General features: G+C 44.5%; 16 protein-coding genes and 2 pseudogenes. 7 read left to right on the forward strand and 11 right to left on the reverse strand.

Going from position 1 to position 20,884, the window contains the following annotated elements; all coding sequences use genetic code 11:
- Positions 1–148: 148 nt before the first annotated feature.
- The 4 genes from oleC to OX890_RS15375 form a co-directional block, all read right to left on the reverse strand.
- Positions 149–2,023: an olefin beta-lactone synthetase gene (gene oleC / locus OX890_RS15360; protein ID WP_268649501.1), complete on the reverse strand. Its 1,875-nt coding sequence runs from the start codon at positions 2,021–2,023 to the stop codon at positions 149–151.
- Positions 2,023–2,931, reverse strand: coding sequence for an alpha/beta fold hydrolase (locus OX890_RS15365; RefSeq protein ID WP_268649502.1), 909 nt, complete (start codon positions 2,929–2,931; stop codon positions 2,023–2,025). Before OX890_RS15365 ends, oleC begins: the two co-directional genes overlap by 1 nt.
- Positions 2,932–3,101: 170 nt before the next feature.
- Positions 3,102–4,151: a 3-oxoacyl-ACP synthase III gene (locus OX890_RS15370; RefSeq protein WP_028760522.1), complete on the reverse strand. Its 1,050-nt coding sequence runs from the start codon at positions 4,149–4,151 to the stop codon at positions 3,102–3,104.
- A gap of 253 nt (positions 4,152–4,404) precedes the next feature.
- Positions 4,405–5,820 carry a methyltransferase gene (locus OX890_RS15375; protein ID WP_268649503.1) on the reverse strand — a complete coding sequence of 472 codons (1,416 nt, stop codon included), beginning with the start codon at positions 5,818–5,820 and terminating at the stop codon, positions 4,405–4,407.
- 163 nt (positions 5,821–5,983) lie between these two features.
- Between OX890_RS15375 and OX890_RS15380 the strand changes: the two genes are divergently transcribed.
- A complete protein-coding gene (locus OX890_RS15380; RefSeq protein WP_268649504.1) occupies positions 5,984–6,217 on the forward strand; it encodes a DUF1289 domain-containing protein in 234 nt (77 codons plus the stop codon).
- A 53-nt stretch (positions 6,218–6,270) separates the two neighbouring features.
- Here OX890_RS15380 and OX890_RS15385 read toward each other — a convergent pair whose 3' ends face one another.
- The 3 genes from OX890_RS15385 to OX890_RS15395 form a co-directional block, all read right to left on the reverse strand.
- Positions 6,271–6,633 (reverse strand): YajD family HNH nuclease, encoded by a 363-nt coding sequence (locus OX890_RS15385; RefSeq protein WP_006081075.1) that lies wholly within the window; start codon positions 6,631–6,633, stop codon positions 6,271–6,273.
- Positions 6,634–6,798: 165 nt separating this feature from the next.
- Positions 6,799–8,775, reverse strand: a complete 1,977-nt coding sequence (locus tag OX890_RS15390) for a BCCT family transporter (protein WP_006085322.1) — start codon at positions 8,773–8,775, stop codon at positions 6,799–6,801.
- A gap of 397 nt (positions 8,776–9,172) precedes the next feature.
- Positions 9,173–9,754, reverse strand: a complete 582-nt coding sequence (locus OX890_RS15395; RefSeq protein WP_006081073.1) for a DUF502 domain-containing protein — start codon at positions 9,752–9,754, stop codon at positions 9,173–9,175.
- A gap of 188 nt (positions 9,755–9,942) precedes the next feature.
- Between OX890_RS15395 and OX890_RS15400 the strand changes: the two genes are divergently transcribed.
- The 4 genes from OX890_RS15400 (at position 9,943) to ptuB (ending at position 14,460) form a co-directional block, all read left to right on the forward strand.
- A complete protein-coding gene (locus tag OX890_RS15400; RefSeq protein ID WP_268650619.1) occupies positions 9,943–10,335 on the forward strand; it encodes a VOC family protein in 393 nt (130 codons plus the stop codon).
- A gap of 848 nt (positions 10,336–11,183) precedes the next feature.
- Positions 11,184–12,107: a retron St85 family RNA-directed DNA polymerase gene (locus OX890_RS15405; protein ID WP_268649507.1), complete on the forward strand. Its 924-nt coding sequence runs from the start codon at positions 11,184–11,186 to the stop codon at positions 12,105–12,107.
- A complete protein-coding gene (gene ptuA / locus OX890_RS15410) occupies positions 12,100–13,788 on the forward strand; it encodes a retron Ec78 anti-phage system effector ATPase PtuA (protein WP_268649508.1) in 1,689 nt (562 codons plus the stop codon). Before OX890_RS15405 ends, ptuA begins: the two co-directional genes overlap by 8 nt.
- A gap of 3 nt (positions 13,789–13,791) precedes the next feature.
- Positions 13,792–14,460 (forward strand): retron Ec78 anti-phage system effector HNH endonuclease PtuB, encoded by a 669-nt coding sequence (gene ptuB / locus OX890_RS15415; protein ID WP_094500480.1) that lies wholly within the window; start codon positions 13,792–13,794, stop codon positions 14,458–14,460.
- 824 nt (positions 14,461–15,284) lie between these two features.
- Here ptuB and OX890_RS15420 read toward each other — a convergent pair.
- Positions 15,285–15,563 (reverse strand): annotated as a pseudogene (locus OX890_RS15420) (DUF3137 domain-containing protein); the annotation flags it as partial.
- 82 nt (positions 15,564–15,645) lie between these two features.
- Here OX890_RS15420 and OX890_RS15425 point away from each other — a divergent pair.
- Entirely contained in the window at positions 15,646–16,623 is a 978-nt protein-coding gene (locus OX890_RS15425) for a transposase (protein ID WP_268649511.1), read from the forward strand.
- A gap of 227 nt (positions 16,624–16,850) precedes the next feature.
- On the opposite strand, the pseudogene OX890_RS15430 reads toward OX890_RS15425, so the two are convergent.
- Positions 16,851–17,303: pseudogene (locus tag OX890_RS15430) on the reverse strand (IS110 family transposase); the annotation flags it as partial.
- A 408-nt stretch (positions 17,304–17,711) separates the two neighbouring features.
- On the opposite strand from OX890_RS15430, the gene OX890_RS15435 reads away from it, so the two are divergent.
- Entirely contained in the window at positions 17,712–18,188 is a 477-nt protein-coding gene (locus OX890_RS15435) for a GNAT family N-acetyltransferase (RefSeq protein ID WP_259483177.1), read from the forward strand.
- A 328-nt stretch (positions 18,189–18,516) separates the two neighbouring features.
- Here the strand turns inward: OX890_RS15435 and OX890_RS15440 are convergent, their stop codons facing one another.
- Positions 18,517–19,599, reverse strand: a complete 1,083-nt coding sequence (locus OX890_RS15440; protein ID WP_268649512.1) for a DUF3137 domain-containing protein — start codon at positions 19,597–19,599, stop codon at positions 18,517–18,519.
- 547 nt (positions 19,600–20,146) lie between these two features.
- Positions 20,147–20,857 (reverse strand): phosphate signaling complex protein PhoU, encoded by a 711-nt coding sequence (phoU, locus tag OX890_RS15445; protein WP_011846414.1) that lies wholly within the window; start codon positions 20,855–20,857, stop codon positions 20,147–20,149.
- Positions 20,858–20,884: the final 27 nt, after the last annotated feature.

The raw sequence follows: 20,884 nt of genomic DNA on the forward strand, positions 1-20,884 counted from the left end.
TAGGTATCCATTTCAGCACATTTACATGAACTTAAAGTCGGTGTAAGAAGTTTAAAATAAGCACAAGGGCTTAAAAATAAGCGAGTTTGTTCAAATGAACACAGAATATAACGTAAAAAATGCAGGAAAAAAGCCGCGGAGTTTTAAATCAACCTTTCGTTTGCGATTGTGCCCAAACGGCTAATTTTTCTCTAAAAATCTTGGCATTATGTCGCACATCCACAGGGAAATCAGGATGGATAAGAAAACGTCTTATGCCCTGCGTCTGGGCAAATTGCTCTGCGATGGTAATCAAATCTTGATATAGCTGTTGGCTCTTATTGCACACCAATGATTGGTCGAGTTCGATACAGATCAAGGGCTCTATCTCGTTCGCCACTTTCACTCCAACTAAGGCAGAGCGCTTTACATTGGGATGGGTATTAAAAATACGCTCGCAGGGAATAGAATAATAACGCTTTACCAACTGGCCTTTACGGGTGGCATCGACTCTGTGGGCCTTGCGACCGCACATCCACAGTCGGCCTTGATCATCGAGATACCCGAGATCGCCCATGCGATGCCTAACGCTATTGGTGGCTGAGTCCCACATCTTGGCCGCCGCAGTCGCGCTATGGCCTTGACTTTCGTTTTGGCTATCGTGCTGACTATTATTTAGATAATAGGACTGACTCACCATAGGCCCTTGCACCACGATTTCGCCGATTTCACCCTTATTCAGCACTAAGGCCTCATCCCACTCGGGGATAACGGCTTCGCTGATGCCGATGATACGAATCGTCACGCCATCGATAGCGCCGCCGACACAAATGCCGCCGCCGTTATCTGTGATATCTGTGGTGGCAAATAACGCATCGCTAGCAATCATGCTGATCGGCAAAGATTCGGTCGCACCATAGGAATTTAAAATCGGCACACCTTGGCTCAACATTTTGCTAAATCGGGCGATGGAGGCAATGGTGGCTGGCGCACCCGCGGAGATCACCCGCTGAACACTGGGCAATTTATGCTGTTTTTGTTCACCTGCGCGGCCTAAACGTTCAAGCAAGGCGGGATTAACAAAGATGTTGCTGCATTGGTATTTCTCAATGGCGGCAAACAGGAATTCGGGATTGGCGGTGATGGGTTTGCTGGCATCCATTTCTGGAACGATAGACGCCATACCCAGCGCGGGGCCAAATAGTGAAAACAGCGGAAACGTCGCTAAATCGCGCTCACCATGGCAGATGCCATAATCGTTTTTTAGTGCTTGAATTTGCGCCTCAAACATACCATGGCTATACACTACGCCTTTAGGCGTGCCGGTACTGCCACTGGTGAATAAAATCGCCGCCATCTCATCAGATTTGAGCATCACCATGGGATATTCAGCATGTTGGGCTTGGGTGTGTTGAGCCGAGGCGTTTCGTGAAGAGCTGTTTTGCAGCAGAGTCGATAAACTGATGCCGCCAGTAGCGATGCGGATTAATCTTGCCGCTAAGCCTGTTTTGCCGCCATCAACATTGAGTAATGACGTAATGCTGCCCTTACCCCAACCAAATAACCGTCTGGCGATATGGGCTTTGGGAATACCAATAAAAGCATCAGGCGCGGCTTCGGCAAAACACTGCTTAAGATTGTTAATCCCCATGCCGGGATCAACGAGGATAGGAATAATCCCCGCTTTAAACAGCGCAAAGGTGAGTGCAAAAAAATCCAGACTCGGCGTGACCATAAGCACAGCTTTCATGCCACGCTCAATACCATGGGCGTTTAGCGCAAAGGCTATCGCATCGCTTTGTCTGTCTAGATTAAGAAAGTCCAACTCGCTGTAACGCAAATTCGCCACAGAAGCGCCCTGAGCGCTTTGTACTGCTACCGCAAGATGGTGGGGAATGGCATGGGCGGCTTGCTTGAGATGACGACAAATATTGGCGTCACTGGCTATTGCCGCAGCAGAAGTGCCAGTTAAAAGTGACGTATCCAACGGCGTCACTACAGCAGCCAACAAAGGGGTCACTTCAGTCTCAAGCAAGGTCGACATTAACCTGCGGCCTGTTCGGACGGCGCAGCTGCTTGGTCGTCGGCCATAAAGCCCTTGATATGAGCAATCACTTCATCGCTGGCATCTTCCAGAATGTAGTGACCACAATCGGCAAATTCATGCACGGTCGCATGGGGCATGTGCTGACGCCATTTTGCTAAAAAGTGCTTATCGAATACAAAGTCCTTCAGGCCCCAGCAAATCAAAGTCGGCACTTTGGCAAACTGCGGTAAACTCGCAGCGATATCAGAGACTAACTGATAGTTTCTATCGCCTTCACGCAGCGGAATATCCTGCACAAAACGCAGCGTCGAAATGCGATTGGCCCAAGAGTTAAACGGCGCGACATACGCCTCACGAATGTATTTGGACATAGGCTGGCGCTTCACGCCCACATATGAGGCGATAGACGAAAAGGCATTAAAACCACGCACCAGCACTGTGCCTAGCAGGGTATTACGACAGATCCACAGCGGCCAAGGAAACGGCTTAGTCTCGGGCAGATGGAAGGCGCCTGTGTTCAAAATCACTAGGCGTTTAATGCGCTCAGGATAACGCGCCGCATAACCTATACCTATCATGCCGCCCCAGTCGTGTACGACTAAGGTAATGTTTTCTTTCACATTCAGGCTATCAAGCAGGGCTTCGAGATCGTCGATGCGGTTCTTAAGGGTATAGTCATAGCCGCTATCGTCTGGCTTATCCGACAGACCACAGCCGATATGATCTGGCACTATGCATTGATGCGTGTCTTTTAAGGCGCTCACGAGATTGCGGTAGTAAAACGACCAGCTAGGATTACCGTGAACCATCACCACAGGTTCACCTTGGCCCTCGTTGATATAATGCAGCTTGTTGCCATTACGGCTAAGAAAATGACGTTTAAAAGGCAACAGAGTGTCTAACATGACGCTTCCTATCTTTTGTTCTATTTATGAGAGCGAATAATGGTTTATTTTTAGCAGGCTTAGCTTATCGACTGAACGACAGACTAAGTTATCAACTGAATCATGAACTGACTTCATTTACTCGAATGTATGCCAGCCATCAAGCGAAAACGTGAAAGGTGCACTGCACCCTACCACTTAATGCCTAACATCATGCAATTCAATCCACTGCCTATGCCTAAAAAGCTCACTTGATCGCCCGCTTGTAAAAAGCCTTGATCGTGCGCCATGGCGGCGGTCACAGGTAACGACACTGTGCCCATATTGCCCAGCAGCTGATACGTAGGAAATTCTTTCTCGGGGGGAATATTTAACGCGCTAAGCACTTGCTTACGGTTTGAGGCGCCCACTTGATGGCAAATCACTTTGTCCACTTGCTCAACCAGCCAATTACGCTGCTCAAGGAAATGCTCCCAAGTGTGTTTAGCCAGCTCAACGCCTTCTTTGAGAAGCGTCACCGCATCGGTACGCATAAACTCGCGATACAGATTGTGCCCCACTTCCTGCAGACCCCATTGACACAACTGGTGGTGCTCAGGCGCCGATAAGTGCGATGCACCCAGCAATTGATGCTGACGCACATTTGTCAGCGGCAAACTGCCGTCGGTAAGAATAACTGCCACTGCGCCAGAGCCACCGGTTAAGGTCGCCAGCGACTGGGCAAAATTCTGCATGGTCGGATCGGCAAGCATGTTATCGATAGTAACATCGACAATATCCCGCGCCGATTCACAGGACACCACCATACCCGCCTTGATTTGGCCCAACTCAATACGGTTAGCGATATCTAAAATACCCGATAACACCCCAAGACAAGCATTGCTGATATCGTAAATAGCGGTGTCTTTCGACACACCCAATTCGGCAGCAATACGACACGCGGTCGCGGGTTCGTGTTGATCACGGCAAACGCCGGTATAGACAACAGCACCTAAATCGGCGACATCAATCCCAGTTTCAACCATGGCTTTACGGGCAGCTTTAATCGCACCGTCGGACAATTGATGTCCTTTTGGCCACCAGCGGCGTTCAGTAATCCCAGTCAATGCGGCAAGCTGTCCCATTGGAATACGGAACTTTTGATACAAAGGAGCAAGACGAGACTCTAGCTCACTACTGGAAACCACAACAGGCGCCAGTTCATAGGCCAGGCTATTAATAAATACGCGGGAATATTTCATGAAACTGTTTTATTCGCTCACTAGAATGACTGACCAACAGGTCAGCTTTCAGTTGTTATTCGTCATTAATGCGACATTTGAACAAGAAAAGCCCGATGATTCAATAAAAAACCATCTTCAGTGTAAGACTTGTCTCACAGCGCAGGTTCCAAACACGACGGCCCTGAATTCACTATCACTAAACTTAAATGCGCTAATATAGAAATACTTCATAAAAAACATCACAGTACAGCATATTTTCAGACACTCAAAATTATACTGACATTTTTTGCGCTAAAATCAGCGAATTTCTTGGTGTGACGCTGTTTGCACAAAATTCACCCACGCAAACACCATATCCTTGTTCCTGCAAAAAACAAGCGCGATCTAAGATTAACCATTGCTCGAGTACAGTGCGGAATAAATGCGCCACTAAATCGATACGGCGAGTTAATTGTTGTCTTTGTCGCCCTATCTCAAGCCAAGCCTCAAAATCCCTGTTTTTGGTTAGATTAACGGCCTTAGTCTCGGCCGCCCACAGGCAAAAATCAGTAAAACTGCCGCTCAACTGACTCTGCTTTAACGAGGGCAAAGGTAAATATGCGTCGATTTGCCGACATTCACGTTGCAGTGCATCAAAGCCTAAGCGCCATGCGATTTCTTGATGGCGCAGCGCCTGTTGTTTGGGATTGGCGATCACACTCTGCTGCAGCGGTAACTGTAAATCATGGCGACTGAGTTTTAGGCTGCTCTGCTGAGCAAGATTGGATAACGGCTGATAATGGCTCGCGTGAATTAAATGATAACAACAAGGAGAAATCGCCAGCGCCTGCGTGCCCGCCTCGGCCGCCAGCGTTAAAAGCCGAACATGTAAATCACCGCAGGCATGCAATGCAACCGCTTGCTGCCTTGCGGTTAAGGGATTAGTTGTTAACGGATTGGCATTTGAGGCGCGTTGAGCTGGTGCTTCAACTGTGGTTATAGATGTCGTTGTAGATGTGTTTGTCGCGGCATGTTCTGCACCAATAGCAAAGGCATCGGCGCAAATAAAGGTTTGTGACAACTGCCACTTATCGGCAAAGGCCTGCCCTGCTTCACATAATGCCGCTTGCCATTCTAAGCTCACCACTTCGGCGCCGCGGGCTTTCGCAATCAAGCGGCCCAAATGCCCTTTACCCGCACACCATTCCAGCACAGGTAAATTAAGCTGGGGTAAATGCTGCACAAAGGCGGTAATTTGCTGCCATTTACGACCTTTGATGTGTGCACTGAAATGCGCTTCATCGTCAAAGGACAAGCCGCCTTGCTGCGCTGCGGTGTTATCCGCAAGCGACGGTTCAGCCACGCCAGCCTTATCATTAACTGTCTTATCATTAAAAACCGTGCGTTCGGCAATGGATGCGGTGAGCAATGACAAGTCCCAATCTTGGCCTAATGCCCTAAGATCGTGGTTTAATGCCGGTGACAATGCCTTGACCAGCAAAGATTGCTCGGCGTCGAGTCCATCAAGCTCATCGTCAGCCAGCGCCCACACAGCTTCGGCCAACTGCGAAAAATCCCCTGCCCAAGGTAAAGCGTTCACTTCAAATGCACGCACTTGCCACAGGGCTGCACTCTGTTCAAGCAACTGATTAAGTTCGCTAAATTGCTGTGAGTAAGTGAGTTGTTGCTGCAGATTATCTTGGTTCACGTCATGCCCAGTGTAAAAATACTTGTCTCACCTTAGGCCAAGGGAATGCGCCCTAAAGATGACTTTATGCGAAAAAATGTTAGTATCGCGGCCTTTAAACACTCAATCATATTGTTAACTGAGAAGACTCGGTTAACTAGCCATAAGGCTCCAGGGGACACCTATGCTTTCACCTTGCGTCGCACGCTGCGGTTTAAATGACGAAGACTACTGCATGGGCTGCTTTCGACATATCGATGAAATCGTCAGTTGGCGCACGAGTAGCGAAGCGCAACAGGCGGCCATTTGTCAGCAACTCCCCGCCCGTAAAGCTTTATTTGAAGGCAGTGAAAATCAGCATATTTTAAGCCGTGATAAATGGTTAGCTGCCGAGGAGCGTTTAACTGACAAGGACTAAACCCCCGCTAACGCCACCCTCTGCGCAATCTCATCCTGCTAAAGCCAGCAAGACTATTTTTTAAGCATTGATTTCAAGTCGGCAAAGGGATTGTAGGTCGCCGCCGCTTGCTTGGTTTCAGTGGTGCTGCCATAGCGGATCAGTTCTTCGAAACGAGAATGTTCGTTATCGTGGCAGTACAGGCACAATAACTCCCAGTTTGAACCGTCTGACGGGTTGTTATCGTGGTTATGATCGCGATGATGCACTGTCAGTTCACTTAAGTTTTTCGGGGTAAACTCGCGGGTACAGCGGCCACACACCCAAGGATAAAGTTTTAACGCCTGCTCACGGTAACCGCCCTCACGCTTAGCTTTATACTCCCGCGCATCGGCTAATACTTTGTCTAACTTACTCTGGCCTGGCACTGACGACATAGTGTAATCCCTAAAACAAACCCTAAAAAAATTGCCCCAAGGATAATCCGAGTTATCACTTGGGGCAATATATCCCGCACTTTACGGGTTAATGGTGCGCAATTTGTAGACGTAAATGGCTAAGCCGACCTAGGTTACTGGCTTAGCTAACTTAGCTTACGTTACTTAGCTTATGTGGGCATGATCGGCATTCGACAGATGCAAGTAGTGTAAGTATTTTTCATACTGAGTCACCACATCCGCGAGGATTTGCTCTTCGGTATACCCCATCACATCATAATGCTGACCACCTTGTTCAAGGTACACTTCGGCGCGGTAATACAAGGTATTGCCCTGCTCGATTTCAGTCCCTATCGGGTTAGTGATTTCGAAACAACGGGTGCGTACTCCGTAAACAAAGGGCAAGTTCACCTCGTTACTGATCACCAAGCGTACGCGGCCATCTAAGTATTCGAGATCCGCCACTATACCTTTGGTCATAAAGTGTTGACACACCTTAGATAAAGCGGGCGTCGCGACATTATTCAAGAACACTTGTGCTTCTTCATGGGTGGGATGCGAGACGAGCACCCCAATGCGTTCTTCCCAGCTCATGTTGGTTTTGGCGTACTGCACACTGGTATTGTGTAACTGCACACTGTTGATCTTAAGCCAGTCATTCTTCAGGGCTTTAAATAATCCCAGACACATGAATAACATCACCACGAGGAACGGCATGGCACTGGCGATAGCCGCCGTTTGCAGCGCCTGTAAACCACCAGCCAACAACAATACCGAGGCCACAACCCCTTGCAACAGGGCCCAGAAGATCCTCTGCCATACGGGCGCATTGTTATCGCCGCCCGAAGTTAGATTATCAATCACTAAGGATCCCGAATCCGACGAGGTCACAAAGAAGGTCACGACTAAACAAATCGCAATCCCTGAGAGTAAGGTCGGAAACGGCATGTGCTCGAAAAACACAAACAAGGCCACTGACACATCGGTATTCACCGCCTCGGCAAGGTAGGTCGCGCCTTGATTCATAATCGAATCAATCGCCGAGTTACCAAACACTGTCATCCACAGGAAGGTCAGCGCCGATGGTACAAATAACACACCAATCAAAAACTCACGGATGGTACGACCGCGGCTCACGCGCGCAATAAAGGTACCAACAAAAGGTGACCAAGAAATCCACCAGCCCCAATAGAGCAAGGTCCAGCCGCCGAGCCAATCTTCCTTATGTTGATAGGCGTACAAGTTAAAGGTTTTACCAACCAAATCACTTAAGTAACTGCCAGTGTTTTGCACAAAGGCCTGCAACAGCATGACTGTAGGGCCCAAGATCAAGACGATAAGCAATAAGATAATCGCGAGGCCAAGATTGAGTTCGCTTAAGCGTTTGACGCCTTTGTCGAGGCCAGAAAACACCGACAGCGTCGCGAGCAAGGTAATGCCGATGATCAAGCACACTTGCACTACAGCATTATTAGGTAAACCTTCAAATAGATAACTCAGACCCGAGTTAACCTGTAACACCCCAAAGCCCAGTGATGTCGCCACCCCAAACATAGTGCCGAGCACGGCAAAGGTATCGACAATATGGCCAATAGGACCATAAATGCGTTCACCAATTAAGGGATAAAGAGCGCTTCGTGGCAGTAGCGGTAACTTATGACGATAGGAGAAGTAGGCCAGACTCAATGCCACTACGGCATAAATCGCCCAAGCATGCAGTCCCCAATGGAAGAAAGTAATCTTCATCGCCTCTTTTGCGGCGGCGAGACTCTCAGGTGTAGCATCTGGCGGCGCCAGATAGTGCATCACAGGTTCGGCGACCCCAAAAAACATCAGGCCAATACCCATACCTGCCGAAAACAACATGGCAATCCAGCTTTTATAGCTGTAATCCGGCACAGAATGATCTGGCCCGAGTTTGATATCGCCGAAGCGACTGACCATGACGAAGATGATAAAAATCAGGAAAAACGCCACGCTCAGAATGTAAAGCCAACCGGCTTTCACTTCTATCCATGACTGTATTGATCTAAAAACGGTGTTAGCCTCTGTGGGCCATACTGCACAAATCATCACCATCAAGATGATGAAAAAGACCGACGAATAAAATACCGGCGGATTAATACTCGACTTGATCGACATTGACTCTCCCTATTTCTAGCGGGTTCACTCTCCAAATATCTCAGCGCACCAACGGAGAGATAGAACAAAAATTATACTCAAAATATGTTTAATGCTGCAGGGCTCATCTATGACCAGTATGGGCTCAATCCCACAGATCAATGCAACGACTCGCTATGGCTAAACGTGACAGGATCTGAAAAACGGGATTAACAACACACGACTTTGACAGCCGATGATTGATGGATAAATAGCGTTAACACCACTAAGGCAGTCAAAGCATGCCTTTAGCATAAAACAAATTTATAATTAGAATATTCAGCACAAAAAATGGCGACCATATTGGTCGCCAAAAAATTATACCACAAAAATCATCAAATTTAATTTTAAACGCTAAATCGCTTGAACCAACATCCGATTACTTAGTCGGTGTTTGCGAAATGCCAGCGGTTAAATTAAAGCGCATCGCCTCTTCAAACGACCAGTCGACCATGATTAAATCGTCCCGTTTGATCAAGCTAGTCACGCCCGCCATTTGGTAACTCAATTGGAACAACACAGGCACCCAATCGCCCTCAGGCAACGCATCTAACAATGGCTGCGGCGGCGTATCTGTCATGATAAATCCCACCACAAAACTGCCATTCGCCTGTTTAACTAACACTGTCTTTTGGCTTGTCGGCTTGCCATCACGATTCATCAAAGAGGCGATATCACGGATACTGCCATAAACCGACTTAAACAGTGGGAAGCGCATCAACTGGCGCTCAAGCCAGCCATAAAGCCACACAATCGGGCTGACTGAAAACAACAGGCCCACAGCAAAAACTAATGCCACCACCAGCATAAAACCGGCGCCGACAAAGTGTTGGTTAATCCCTACCAACTCTAAAATCACAATTCCTAAACCATCTAACGATACAAACAGCGACCAAAACAGCCACAAACTCAAGGCCATAGGTAATAGATTCATTAAGCCGCGGGCTAAGGTTTTCTTCATCACACTCTCATTCGGTCATAGGGATATAAATAGGCACAAAATATTTACGCAAAAAAACGCCACAAATGCTACCACAGAGTCACTTTTGCACCAGCACATGATGTAAGGTATCTGACTCTTATTCGTCTCAAGTATAGAGATAGCGTTAAAAATCAGAGCCCACTATGAGCCATTCTAAGGAAAGTAAAATGCGCGTAACCCGCTTAGATCATTTGGTCTTAACCGTAAAAGACATCGCCGTCAGCGTCGAATTTTATCAAACCGTGCTCGGAATGAAGAAAGTGGTATTTGGCAATCAACGTATTGCGTTAAGTTTTGGCGATCAAAAGATTAATCTGCACCAAGCGGGCGCCGAATTTGAACCTAAAGCTGCAGCAACGCCCGGCAGTGCCGATCTGTGTTTTGTAGTCAGCCATAACATAGAAGAAGTGATCGCCCATTTAAACGCTCTTCAGATTGAAATTATTGAAGGCCCAGTGCTACGAACCGGCGCCACAGGCCGGATAAACTCAGTCTATATCCGCGACCCCGATTGTAACCTGCTTGAGTTATCAGAATATCTGCCCGCCTGCACAGGGTGAGCGAATTTGGGTAAAGGTAAGCGAAGTTAGGAAAGTATAATCAGTCAGTTCTGCTAGCACGCTGCAGTCAGAACTGCAGCTGACGTTATACTGGTTCACTGTTGTTTGCGATAAGACTCTCGACAGTTAGATGACATTCATTGTCATGGTTTCTCCAGAGGACTCGCCACCCTTTCATTTAAGAAAGTATCCCTATAGACTCAACGACGACATTAATGTCGTCAATGGTCACTATAGCAACAATGCCAATTCTCACGCCCCCTCTAGCTGTTTGTACTGGTCAGCTAAACTGCTATTGCCCCAAAGCAAGATAACTTTATCGTCAGTTGTGCAGCATGAATTGTCACTGTTTCCCCAGTGACTCGCCACCCCTTTATTTAACAAGAAGTATCCCTGAGGGCTCGACGACGGCATCCATGCCGCCAACGGTCACAGTTGCAACAATGCCAATCCTTACTAACCCTATCGCTGTTCGTTCAGCTAAAAAGCTATTTGCCCCTTTCCTTGTTTCGACTGACTCAACACATACTTCACCAAAGCTTCATCTGACTTACTTTTTCTAATCTAACTAAGTGACAAAATTTACTAATCCACAACAAACCGACTCAAATGCTTAGGGAATGTTGAGGTTTGCCAGTTAGTGGAGTAACATTGAAAGGCTCTTTAGTGTAAGACGTAATTCGTCTAGTCGGGTGATTAGCCAGACTCAAATTTATTGAACGGGTTTAAATGCGAGGTGTACGCATCCTAAACTCGTTCCTCCTTTAGGATGCGTACACCTCGCACTCTTTAGTAAAGAGTTAAGCTCAAGGTGCTTTACCACACCTTGAGCTTTTTAACGGAAAACTATGAATATCATTAGCCTGTTAGCACAAACCTTAAAGAAACCTGAGTACGTGATAGAAGATATTCTCTTCATAGCTCCAATTAGATATAAAATTTACTATATCCCTAAACGAACTCACGGTTTTAGACAAATAGCCCAACCATCAAAAGAATTAAAAGAATGCCAGAGAGCATTTCTTAGGTTTTGTAACCTCCCCACTCACAACTGCGCTATGGCCTATAGAGAAGGCTTAAGTATCAAAAACAATGCCATTGCACATAAAAACCAAGCATACTTGCTCAAGCTAGATCTCGAAAACTTCTTCAACAGCATTACTCCGAATATCTTTTGGCACACATGGGAATTAACAGGTGCAGAGCTGCCAACTAAAGATAATCAACAATGGATTGAAAAGCTGATTTTTTGGAATCTAGAAGATAAGCTCGTCTTAAGCGTGGGAGCCCCTAGCTCACCTTCAGTATCCAATTTTTGTATGCTTATATTCGATCAAATATTACAAGACCAGTGTCAATATTTGGGAATAAAGTACACTCGCTATGCGGATGATTTAACCTTTTCTACCAATGAGAAAGATATACTTTTCAAAATTCCAGAAAGTGTAGAAAATATTTTGTCAAAATGCTTTAACGGAAATTTAAGATTAAATAAAGGTAAAACTATTTTTTCGTCCAAGGCACATAATCGTCACGTAACTGGAATTACCATTACTAACAGTGGGGAAATATCTTTAGGCCGTAGTAAGAAAAGATATATAAAACATAAAGTTCATCAATTCTCTCTTGATCTGCTAAATAACCACGAAGTAATGCACTTAAAAGGGTTGATGGCTTATGCCCGTCATATTGAACCAAGTTTTCATGAGTCTCTTATAATAAAGTACTCAAAAGAAATAATAGAACGTATTTTTGAGGTTCCAAATGAGTAGAGAAGCTAAGATAAACAATGAAATTGCGTTACTTGAAAGAAGCTTTAAGGCAGGATCTATTTCATCTGGATTTAAGCTTTATGAGATGTATGACAATGGCGTCTTCGAAAAAAATTCTGATGGCGATATAGTTTGCATCCTAGATAAGAACCCCAAAATAGCTCATGCATATTTATTAGATTGTAGACAGTTACTTAATGAGAATGAAAAAAATAACAGACTTCATGTGTCTCGCTTAACTTTATCAGACTTTAGAAAGTTCAAAACACTCAAAGTAAAGCTGAATAAAAACTTAACTGTTATTATTGGTGATAATGGTGCAGGTAAAACGACCATTATTGACGGGATAACAAAATCTTTAAGTTGGCTTAGTGCAAACATTCTCAAGAAAGGGGGCGTTGGCCTTCGTGTTACAGATTATGATGTAAATATTGATTCAATGAGCTTTGCTGAAGTTACCTTACAGACAAGCCTAAATAAAAACAGTCAGTATTCAGTATCTTTATACAAAACAGCCAAAGGTGCTAAAGAAGCTAAAAAAAGTGAACTAGAGGCGTTCGAAGAATTAGGTGGACTATATAGAGTAATAGATAATTACAATCGCACAAATAATATAAGTGAGATTAACCTACCACTTATTGTTAGCTATTCAGTGAATAGAACCAATATTAAGTCTAATAAAACCTTTGACTTAGAAAAAATCACCTCAGTTAAAATAGGCTCAAAGTATGATGCTTATGAGAATAAATCAATTGATGGCACTGGTAACTTTGATGAGTTTTCTGAATGGTTTTTAGCTCTACACAATCTCTCAGGCGAAGATTTAAGCGTTCGCTTACGCAATGCAAAAAAACGACTTGATGCACTGAAAGCAGTAGGAGCAGATAAAGATACTAGTGAGATTTTTGAATTATACACTACCGCTAAAGAAGAGTATGAACATCTCCAAAATGATTATGACAGTCGTAAATCTCACATAAAGAACCTTTACTTTGTAAAAAGTGCAATACTTTCAACAGTACCTGACTTTACAGATATTTTTATTAAAAAAAATCCTGACACAGGGAGGGCCGAATTAAAAGTAACTGTGGACGGGAGGGATATTAATATATTTCAAACTTCACAAGGTCAGCATGTCTTTATATCAATGATTGCTGATATCGCGAGGAAATTAGTTACGTTGAATCCTAATATGGAGAACCCTTTACATGGCCAAGGAATAGTACTGATCGATGAGATTGAACTTCACTTACACCCTAAGTGGCAACAAAATATAGCCAATGTATTAGTAACCACATTCCCAAACATTCAATTTATAGTTACAACGCATAGCCCACAAGTTCTATCGACTGTCGATAAATCTTCAATTAGGCACTTTATTACAGATGAGAATGGTAATGTCCATTGCCCACCACCTAGGTTTCAAACGAAAGGGGTTAGAAGTTCTGATATCCTCGCTGAAATAATGGGGACAAATTCAATTCCAGATGTAGAGGAAGCTCGTAAAGTTGATAAGTTTTCAGGATTTTTGTTAGATAATCAGAAAGATAAAGCAACGGAGCTACTTAAAGAGCTTGAACAACATTTTGGTTCCGACCACCCTGTCATTCGAGATTGCCAGAGCAAATTAGACGTATTCGAAATGAAGGAAAGGATTAACCTCAAGAGAAAAGAGGGTTAATAAGTGAAGCAGTTAGATCGCAACTTGGCGGAAAAGCCCATATTTCTCAATAGTATATGTTACACGACACACACTTGGAAGAATATGACCAAATCTAGAAAGAAAAGTGTGTGGAAAGAGCTAGAGAAATTCCAAGATAAGCTCTGCGTTTATTGTGAGTCCAAAGCCGAAAAAGGAACTCATACAGGTCATATCGAGCATTTTTTCGACAAAAGTACTCATGTTCATCTAACCTTTGATTGGAGCAACTTATTCGGATGTTGCGCTTCAAGACTTCATTGTGGCCATTACAAAGATGAAAAGCTTCCTGGAGGAGTTAGGCGAACCTATAACACGAGCTTATTAATAAAACCTGACACTGAAGATCCAGAAGATTACTTACAGTTCTTACCTAGTGGTAAAATTGAGAGCAAAAATGGCTTAGATACTATCTCTGAAAAAAAAGCGAGTGAAACAATTAAGGCGTTAAACCTTGACGCCCCATCATTAGTCCGCTCGCGAGAGCAACAAATAACTCGATTTCAATCAAAAGTAACCACAGCTCTAAGCTTCATCGACACTGGAGATGAGGAAACTATAGCTTTAGCCATGATTGAATACAGAAATATAGAACAAGAAGCCAAGTTCGCATCACATAGAACAGCAATAAAACAAGCCGTAATCTGGCTATAGGCAATTAATTGAGTGAGTTGATTAAAGATATCAACTCACTATTCTATTTGACCAAAGATAAGCTAAAGAATGGATTATTGAATGTAAATTCGAAATTTCATCTACATCTAATGGGAGAAATAGGTCATTATAGATATCTACACGACGATAACCTTTGTTTTTTGTAAGCTGTCGATATTGCCATTCAGTTAAACAACTCAGATCGTAAAAGGCGCCTAATCATAGCCATCGCTGATACATTTCAATTTTTCTTAAGAGCAAGGATATCTTTAAGCGCAGCGTTAGCATTGGGACGTACTTTGCTAGAACACTACCCTTAGCATCAGAAAAGCAGAAGCAAATGGATCAGCCTCTCTACCCTTATTTTGACCAAATATAACTTATCCGAACTACATAACTTAGAGTGCCAGCTCTAAGCGATATCTGTCCCAAAACGTGCTGTGTATTTCTTTAAAACTTACAGATTACGCTAATGCTAAAGGCTAGCCGTGGTGATTAGCGAGACGACCGTCCGCCCCATGGGCGGGGCGTCGAGCATCCACGGACGGACTTGAACAACATCCTGTTTAACGGCCAGTTCGCCATCTGATAGGCAGGACGCCTGAATGTCGTGCAATGCAGGGATGCATGAGAACGACCATGGCTCTCGTTCATAAGCTCAGAAACCCTAGGTTTCTATTCACCGCGTCGATGAGTAAATGCCATGGCAAGCCTTTATGAGTGGATACCTGCAAACGCTAAGTCCTCTGTAGCAACCTCTTCTCACGACGAATAAAAGCCTGCTCAAAGTACAGTTCAAAATACAGAGAAAAGAACAGATCTAGTTAACCCGCTAGCGTCTTAATCCTCTCAAGTGTCTGCTGTGTCGCCAGATTCTGCGCTGCAAGATAATCCAATTTTAGCTGTTTGATGATGCCAGTAATCAAGACTAACTCCTGCTGTAACTGCGGAATTTTCGACATATCATGGGTGGGTAAGTTGATATCGACGGTATCAAATAAATTGCCAAAATAGCTCGCCATGATCAGCACTTTATTGGCTTTAAATTCGATACTCAGCCCCGACCCGCGCGCCGTTTTACGGAATAACTGTTCCAGTTCAAGGTAAAAGTGGACACCCAGCCTTAATAGCGCAGTAGTTAACCTCCGACTATGCTTGGGTTAAGCATTAAACAAGGAGGTTTGTATGCCGCGCCCTCGCAGAACTCAGATAAGTGTTGAAGACACGCCCTATTACCATTGCTGTAGCCGCGTTGTTCGGCGTGCGTTTTTGTGTGGCGTTGATGCCTATTCTGGAAAAAACTATGACCATCGCCGTGGTTGGGTTGAGTCACTACTGTTTGAACTTGAAGCGGTTTTTGCTATTGATGTGGCAGCCTTTGCGGTAATGTCGAATCATCTGCATGTGGTGCTGCGGGTCGATATCGACAGTGCAAATTGTTGGACTGACCGCGAAGTACTTGAGCAATGGCATAAGCTGTTTAAAGGCGATGAGTTAACGCAAAAATTTGCGCAAGGAGAGCTTGTTGAGGCGCATGAGGTCAACAGATTAAGGCATTCAATCGCCATTTATCGCAGTCGATTATGCGATATTTCATGGTTTATGCGCTGCCTTAATGAAACGATAGCAAGACAAGCAAATCAAGAAGATAACTGTACTGGTCGCTTTTGGGAAGGACGCTTTAAATCCCAAGCCTTACTTGATGAAGCTGCCGTTTTAGCCTGCATGGCTTACGTTGATTTAAATCCCATCAGAGCGCAACTGGCTGATACGCTAGAACAATCCGACCATACCAGTATTCAGCTGCGCATTCGGGCCGCATTAAAAGGTGAACAACCTAAAAATTTACTACCTTTTATCGGTAATGAGCGCGTGAACCAGCCCAATGGCATTGCGTTTTCCTTAACGGATTATCTCGAATTAGTGGATGATACAGGCCGAATCATCCGCAATGATAAACGTGGGACAATAAGTGCAAATAGCGCTAAGTTACTGACAAGATTAAATATCCCACATAACAATTGGCTCAAGCTGTCCACTGAATTTGGCAAGCTATTTCATGGTCCGGTGGGTACGCTGCAAGAACTCACTGATTACTGTGAACATCTAGAAAAGCGACGACGGCACTTTGCGGCAAGCTGTCAGCACTTTCACAGCAACTAACTGTAATACTGCTTAACCAAACCAATCACTGCCCATTTGTTTTATTGGGTGGGTTAGCATGTCTTAAATACACCATTTTTTAATGAATTAGCTCATTTTTATGCATCAGCTTCAGCTCTTCAACTTTTGATGACTCTCATTTAAGCAATTTTAGCTCGTACAAGTTGTAGACAAACCAAAAGTGCATTATGTTGTTGATCTAAAATGGATGGCCAGATTTTATTCTTTTGAAGGCGGTTTTTTTCCATCGTCTGCATCACCAATAGTTGATTTCGTCTTGCGACTAAATCACTCATAGCACGCATTACATCAGGTTTTAAGGTTGATAAGGTCGGCTTAATCGCTTCGCTGTAATGCGCTATAAGTTGTGCATCGAGCTTGTCAGTTTTTGCCCGTTGACCAATGGCACCTGCAAAACGTTTTATGTGTACAGGGTTGGCGATGACAAAAGGTAAGTTTGCCTCAGCGCAGGCCATAATGAAGGGCATTTCAAGACGACCTGTCGCTTCGATGACGATGCGCTCAGGAGTGTATTTTTTAATGGTTTTGACGGCCTCTTTAATCCCTTTTTCATCGTTCGATACTGTGAAATAGATATTGAGAGGGCGGATATAAATGTCGAGTTGAAACTTGCCAGTATCAACACCTACGTTAATGTTTTGATTAGAAGTTGTTTTCATAATAAGCTAACTCTTGCTTGCAAATGCGGGTTCGAGACCCAGTAGACTATTCGAGTATTTTGCTTGGAGTCCTTTGTCGCGTTCTTTCTTGTTATCGGTCTCTCAATAGAGGAGCCAGCGTTCAATCGAACTACGACAAGGAAAGCTTTAGTTGCAGCTAAAGCCTGGGTCTCACATTACCCGAAACTGGAAATTATTTGTAATCAGGTGAGTTTATTATCCATACAAGGCGCTCAAGTTTGTTTCGTTCGTTTCACTCACTCAACAAGACTCCGCTAAAGCGGCGCCCCTTAGCTTAAACGTTATAAAGCAAAATAAACTCCGGCACTAGTAAGTAGAAAATAAAGAGCTTTTGAGGTGGTTTAGCTGTACTTAGTTAACTCAAAATCAATGAGATAGGAAGGATCTATGAATTTAAGAAAGTTTGTAGCTCAAGACTCAACGGAAGTCATTTCATGGTTCTCAACTGAAAAGGAATCCCTACTTTGGGGTGGTTGGATGTTCGGTTGGCCACTTTCGGAAACTGAAATGGTAAACCGTAGTCAGCTTCCTGAAGTTGAGTTTATGGTTTTATCTAGTGGTAATAACAAGCTTGGCTTTATTGAGCTTCAGCACATCAGTGAAACTGAAATACGCCTGTGTCGAATTGTCATTAATCCCGAATATCGTGGGCTTGGATATGGTAGGTCTTTAATCGCACTTTCTATCGCAGAAGTTAGGAAACGTGAACAGTTCAAAATTGCTACCTTAGCTGTATTTGCTGAAAACGCAGCAGCTTATAATTGCTACAAGTCATATGGCTTTATATCCGTAGACAAAGAGCCAAAGTTTAGAGAGTTTAATGGTCAGAAATGGCCTTTGCTACAGATGGAAACTGCTTTATAACTTGTAAATCTACAGATTACGCGAATGCTCGGAAGGTGAGTCATGGTGATTAGCGAGACGACCGTCCGCCCCATGGACGGGGCGGTCGAGCATCCACGGATGGACTTGAACAACATCCCTGTTTAACTGCCAGTTCGCCGTCCATGGCTCTCGTTTATAAGCTCAGAAACCCTAGGTTTCTATTCACCGCGTCGATGAGTAAATGCCATGGCAAGCCTTTATGAGTGGATACCTGCAAACGCTAAGTCCTCTGTAGCAACCTCTTCTCACGACGAATAAAAGCCTGCTCTAAGTACAGTTCAAAATACAGAGAAAAGAACTGCTCTAGTTAACCCGCTAACGTCTTAATCCTCTCAAGTGTCTGCTGTGTCGCCAGATTTTGCGCTGCAAGATAATCCAATTTTAGCTGTTTGATGATGCCAGTAATCAAGACTAACTCCTGCTGTAACTGCGGAATTTTCGACATATCATGGGTGGGTAAATTGATATCGACGGTATCAAATAAATTGCCAAAATAGCTCGCCATGATCAGCACTTTATTGGCTTTAAATTCGATACTCAGCCCCGACCCGCGTGCCGTTTTACGGAATAACTGTTCCAGTTCAACGAGGCGTTCCATCACGGCAGGAGACAACAGATATCGCGCGTAATGCTGGTCATGGGAATACACTTCAAACATCGCTTCAAAGGTCACGCTTTCGAGTTTCACTCTGGGTTTCTTTATGCCTGCCATAGTGTTACCAAGGGTTCCATAGTCTTGGCTGACAACAGTATGGGATTCAAAGCTAAAGGGCATCGTCATGATCACGACCCCACCTTTAAATTGGATCTTGTCTGACTTACTGCCGCGGGATTTTAAGGTTAATTCGCAAAATTCGAAGCTGATATCCTCTACCTTGCCGCGAATATGATCCTCTGATTGTTGCTTGCTAAAACGGGGCATAAGTTCGAAATCAGCCACTGAATCAAGGTTGACACAGGAGTCGGGGCTATAACGGTAGTCCCCTAGTTTTTTGAGTAAAACAGGCAAGATTTTATATTTGTAATGGCGCTTATATTGCATTTCAGGCAGATGAACCCACATCAAAATGCCGGCGAGGACGATCAGGCTCAAAATGGTTGGGTCATTGTTAGAGGCTAACGAGATTAAATCAAAGGCCAGTGCGGGCAGGCACACGAGCCAACCTAGACGCTTCGCCCATTTTTTACGGGAGAGTTTAGTTTCAAGCTTTTCAATTCGATAGGCTTCTAACGGCGCTAATAGCTGCAATAGCTCAGCTTTAGCATCCTCGGACAGTGGCGGTAATTCAGCGCGGGGGAAATCAGCGGGTAAATTCGCTTCAGAAATATGATTTCGAATACTTTTAAGAGCTTCGAAACCTTGCTTTAAAGAATACAATAATGGGCTCATCAACTTATCCATGTTATCGCCGACACAGCGCCCATTCCGTTGCGCTGCTAACCCCAAACCTTAGCGGTAACAAATAGGGGTGGCGGTTAAATTCTGAGATTAACGTGCTGTGATATCAATCCCACAGCTAAACACAAAAACGCTAGCACTTAGGCTTCGACTGCTTTCACTATCTAGGTCTACCGCCCTTTTACAGCAGCTAAAACTTGTTGCAAGCATCAGATTAAACAAAGGTTAATTTATTGTAAACACAAAAATGACCTTCTTTATTCGCGGTACTGATCCAGAATGCCAGTTCACACTCCAATTTAACTATTCAACTTAGCTATCCAATTTCACAATCCATAGCCCAAAATCCTAGCTCACTTCTCTATCTCACGATCCTAGCTCACTTCTCTATCTCACGATCCTAGCTCACTTCTCTATCTCACGATCCTAGCTCACTATCCTAATCAACGATCCTAGCTCAGCATCCTAAAAGCAAAACGCTCCACAGAGACTGCGGAGCGTTGTATTCAGGCATTACAACCGCAGATTAATGCGTGTGTTAGCTTTTCATGTCCTTTTCCATATCTTCGTAGGAAGTATGGCGAACGTCTTTGCCTTTCACGTAGTAGATGATGTATTCACAGATATTTTTGCAACGGTCACCAACACGCTCAACCGCACGCGCTGCCCACAGTACGTCTAAGACGTCTGGGATAGAACGCGGATCTTCCATCATATAAGTCATTAACTGGCGGATAATGCCTTCGTATTCACGGTCAAGCTTGGCATCTTCTTTGTGCAGCTCTAACGCAGTATCGGCATCCATACGGGCCAAAGCATCTAAGGTCGCGTGCAACATACGAGTCGCGTGACGGCCCATATTTTCAATGCTAACCAGTAAAGGTTGTTGATTATTCAAACGCTTATCTAACGCTGCTTTAGCGATACGCACGCAGGCATCACCAATACGCTCAAGATCGGCGATGGTTTTTGAGATGGCGATAATCAGGCGTAAATCGCTGGCCGCAGGTTGACGCTTGGCGATAATACGGGTGCACTCTTCGTCGATAGACACTTCCATGCCATTAACCTTGTGATCGCCCTCGATAACACGCTGCGCGAGTTCCGCATCAAGTGCGCTGAGTGCGTCAATGGCTTGCTCGAGCTGACGTTCAACCAAGCCACCCATAGCGAGTACGCGGTTACGGATATCATCCAGCTCAGCGGTAAACTGTCCTGAGATGTGTTTACTTAAATTCATGTTTTCCATTTAGCCAACCTTTTACTTAACTGTTTA

The organism is Shewanella sp. DAU305, assembly GCF_026802235.1.
Taxonomy (GTDB): Bacteria; Pseudomonadota; Gammaproteobacteria; order Enterobacterales; family Shewanellaceae; genus Shewanella; species Shewanella baltica.

Excerpts from the sequence above, each read along its gene's own strand:
- oleC (WP_268649501.1), bottom strand. The coding sequence starts at position 2,023 with ATGTCGACCTTGCTTGAGACTGAAGTGACCCCTTTGTTGGCTGCTGTA.
- OX890_RS15365 (WP_268649502.1), bottom strand. The coding sequence starts at position 2,931 with ATGTTAGACACTCTGTTGCCTTTTAAACGTCATTTTCTTAGCCGTAAT.
- OX890_RS15370 (WP_028760522.1), bottom strand. The coding sequence starts at position 4,151 with ATGAAATATTCCCGCGTATTTATTAATAGCCTGGCCTATGAACTGGCG.
- OX890_RS15380 (WP_268649504.1), top strand. The coding sequence starts at position 5,984 with ATGCTTTCACCTTGCGTCGCACGCTGCGGTTTAAATGACGAAGACTAC.
- OX890_RS15385 (WP_006081075.1), bottom strand. The coding sequence starts at position 6,633 with ATGTCGTCAGTGCCAGGCCAGAGTAAGTTAGACAAAGTATTAGCCGAT.
- OX890_RS15390 (WP_006085322.1), bottom strand. The coding sequence starts at position 8,775 with ATGTCGATCAAGTCGAGTATTAATCCGCCGGTATTTTATTCGTCGGTC.
- OX890_RS15395 (WP_006081073.1), bottom strand. The coding sequence starts at position 9,754 with ATGAAGAAAACCTTAGCCCGCGGCTTAATGAATCTATTACCTATGGCC.
- OX890_RS15400 (WP_268650619.1), top strand. The coding sequence starts at position 9,943 with ATGCGCGTAACCCGCTTAGATCATTTGGTCTTAACCGTAAAAGACATC.
- OX890_RS15405 (WP_268649507.1), top strand. The coding sequence starts at position 11,184 with ATGAATATCATTAGCCTGTTAGCACAAACCTTAAAGAAACCTGAGTAC.
- ptuA (WP_268649508.1), top strand. The coding sequence starts at position 12,100 with ATGAGTAGAGAAGCTAAGATAAACAATGAAATTGCGTTACTTGAAAGA.
- OX890_RS15425 (WP_268649511.1), top strand. The coding sequence starts at position 15,646 with ATGCCGCGCCCTCGCAGAACTCAGATAAGTGTTGAAGACACGCCCTAT.
- OX890_RS15435 (WP_259483177.1), top strand. The coding sequence starts at position 17,712 with ATGAATTTAAGAAAGTTTGTAGCTCAAGACTCAACGGAAGTCATTTCA.
- OX890_RS15440 (WP_268649512.1), bottom strand. The coding sequence starts at position 19,599 with ATGAGCCCATTATTGTATTCTTTAAAGCAAGGTTTCGAAGCTCTTAAA.
- phoU (WP_011846414.1), bottom strand. The coding sequence starts at position 20,857 with ATGGAAAACATGAATTTAAGTAAACACATCTCAGGACAGTTTACCGCT.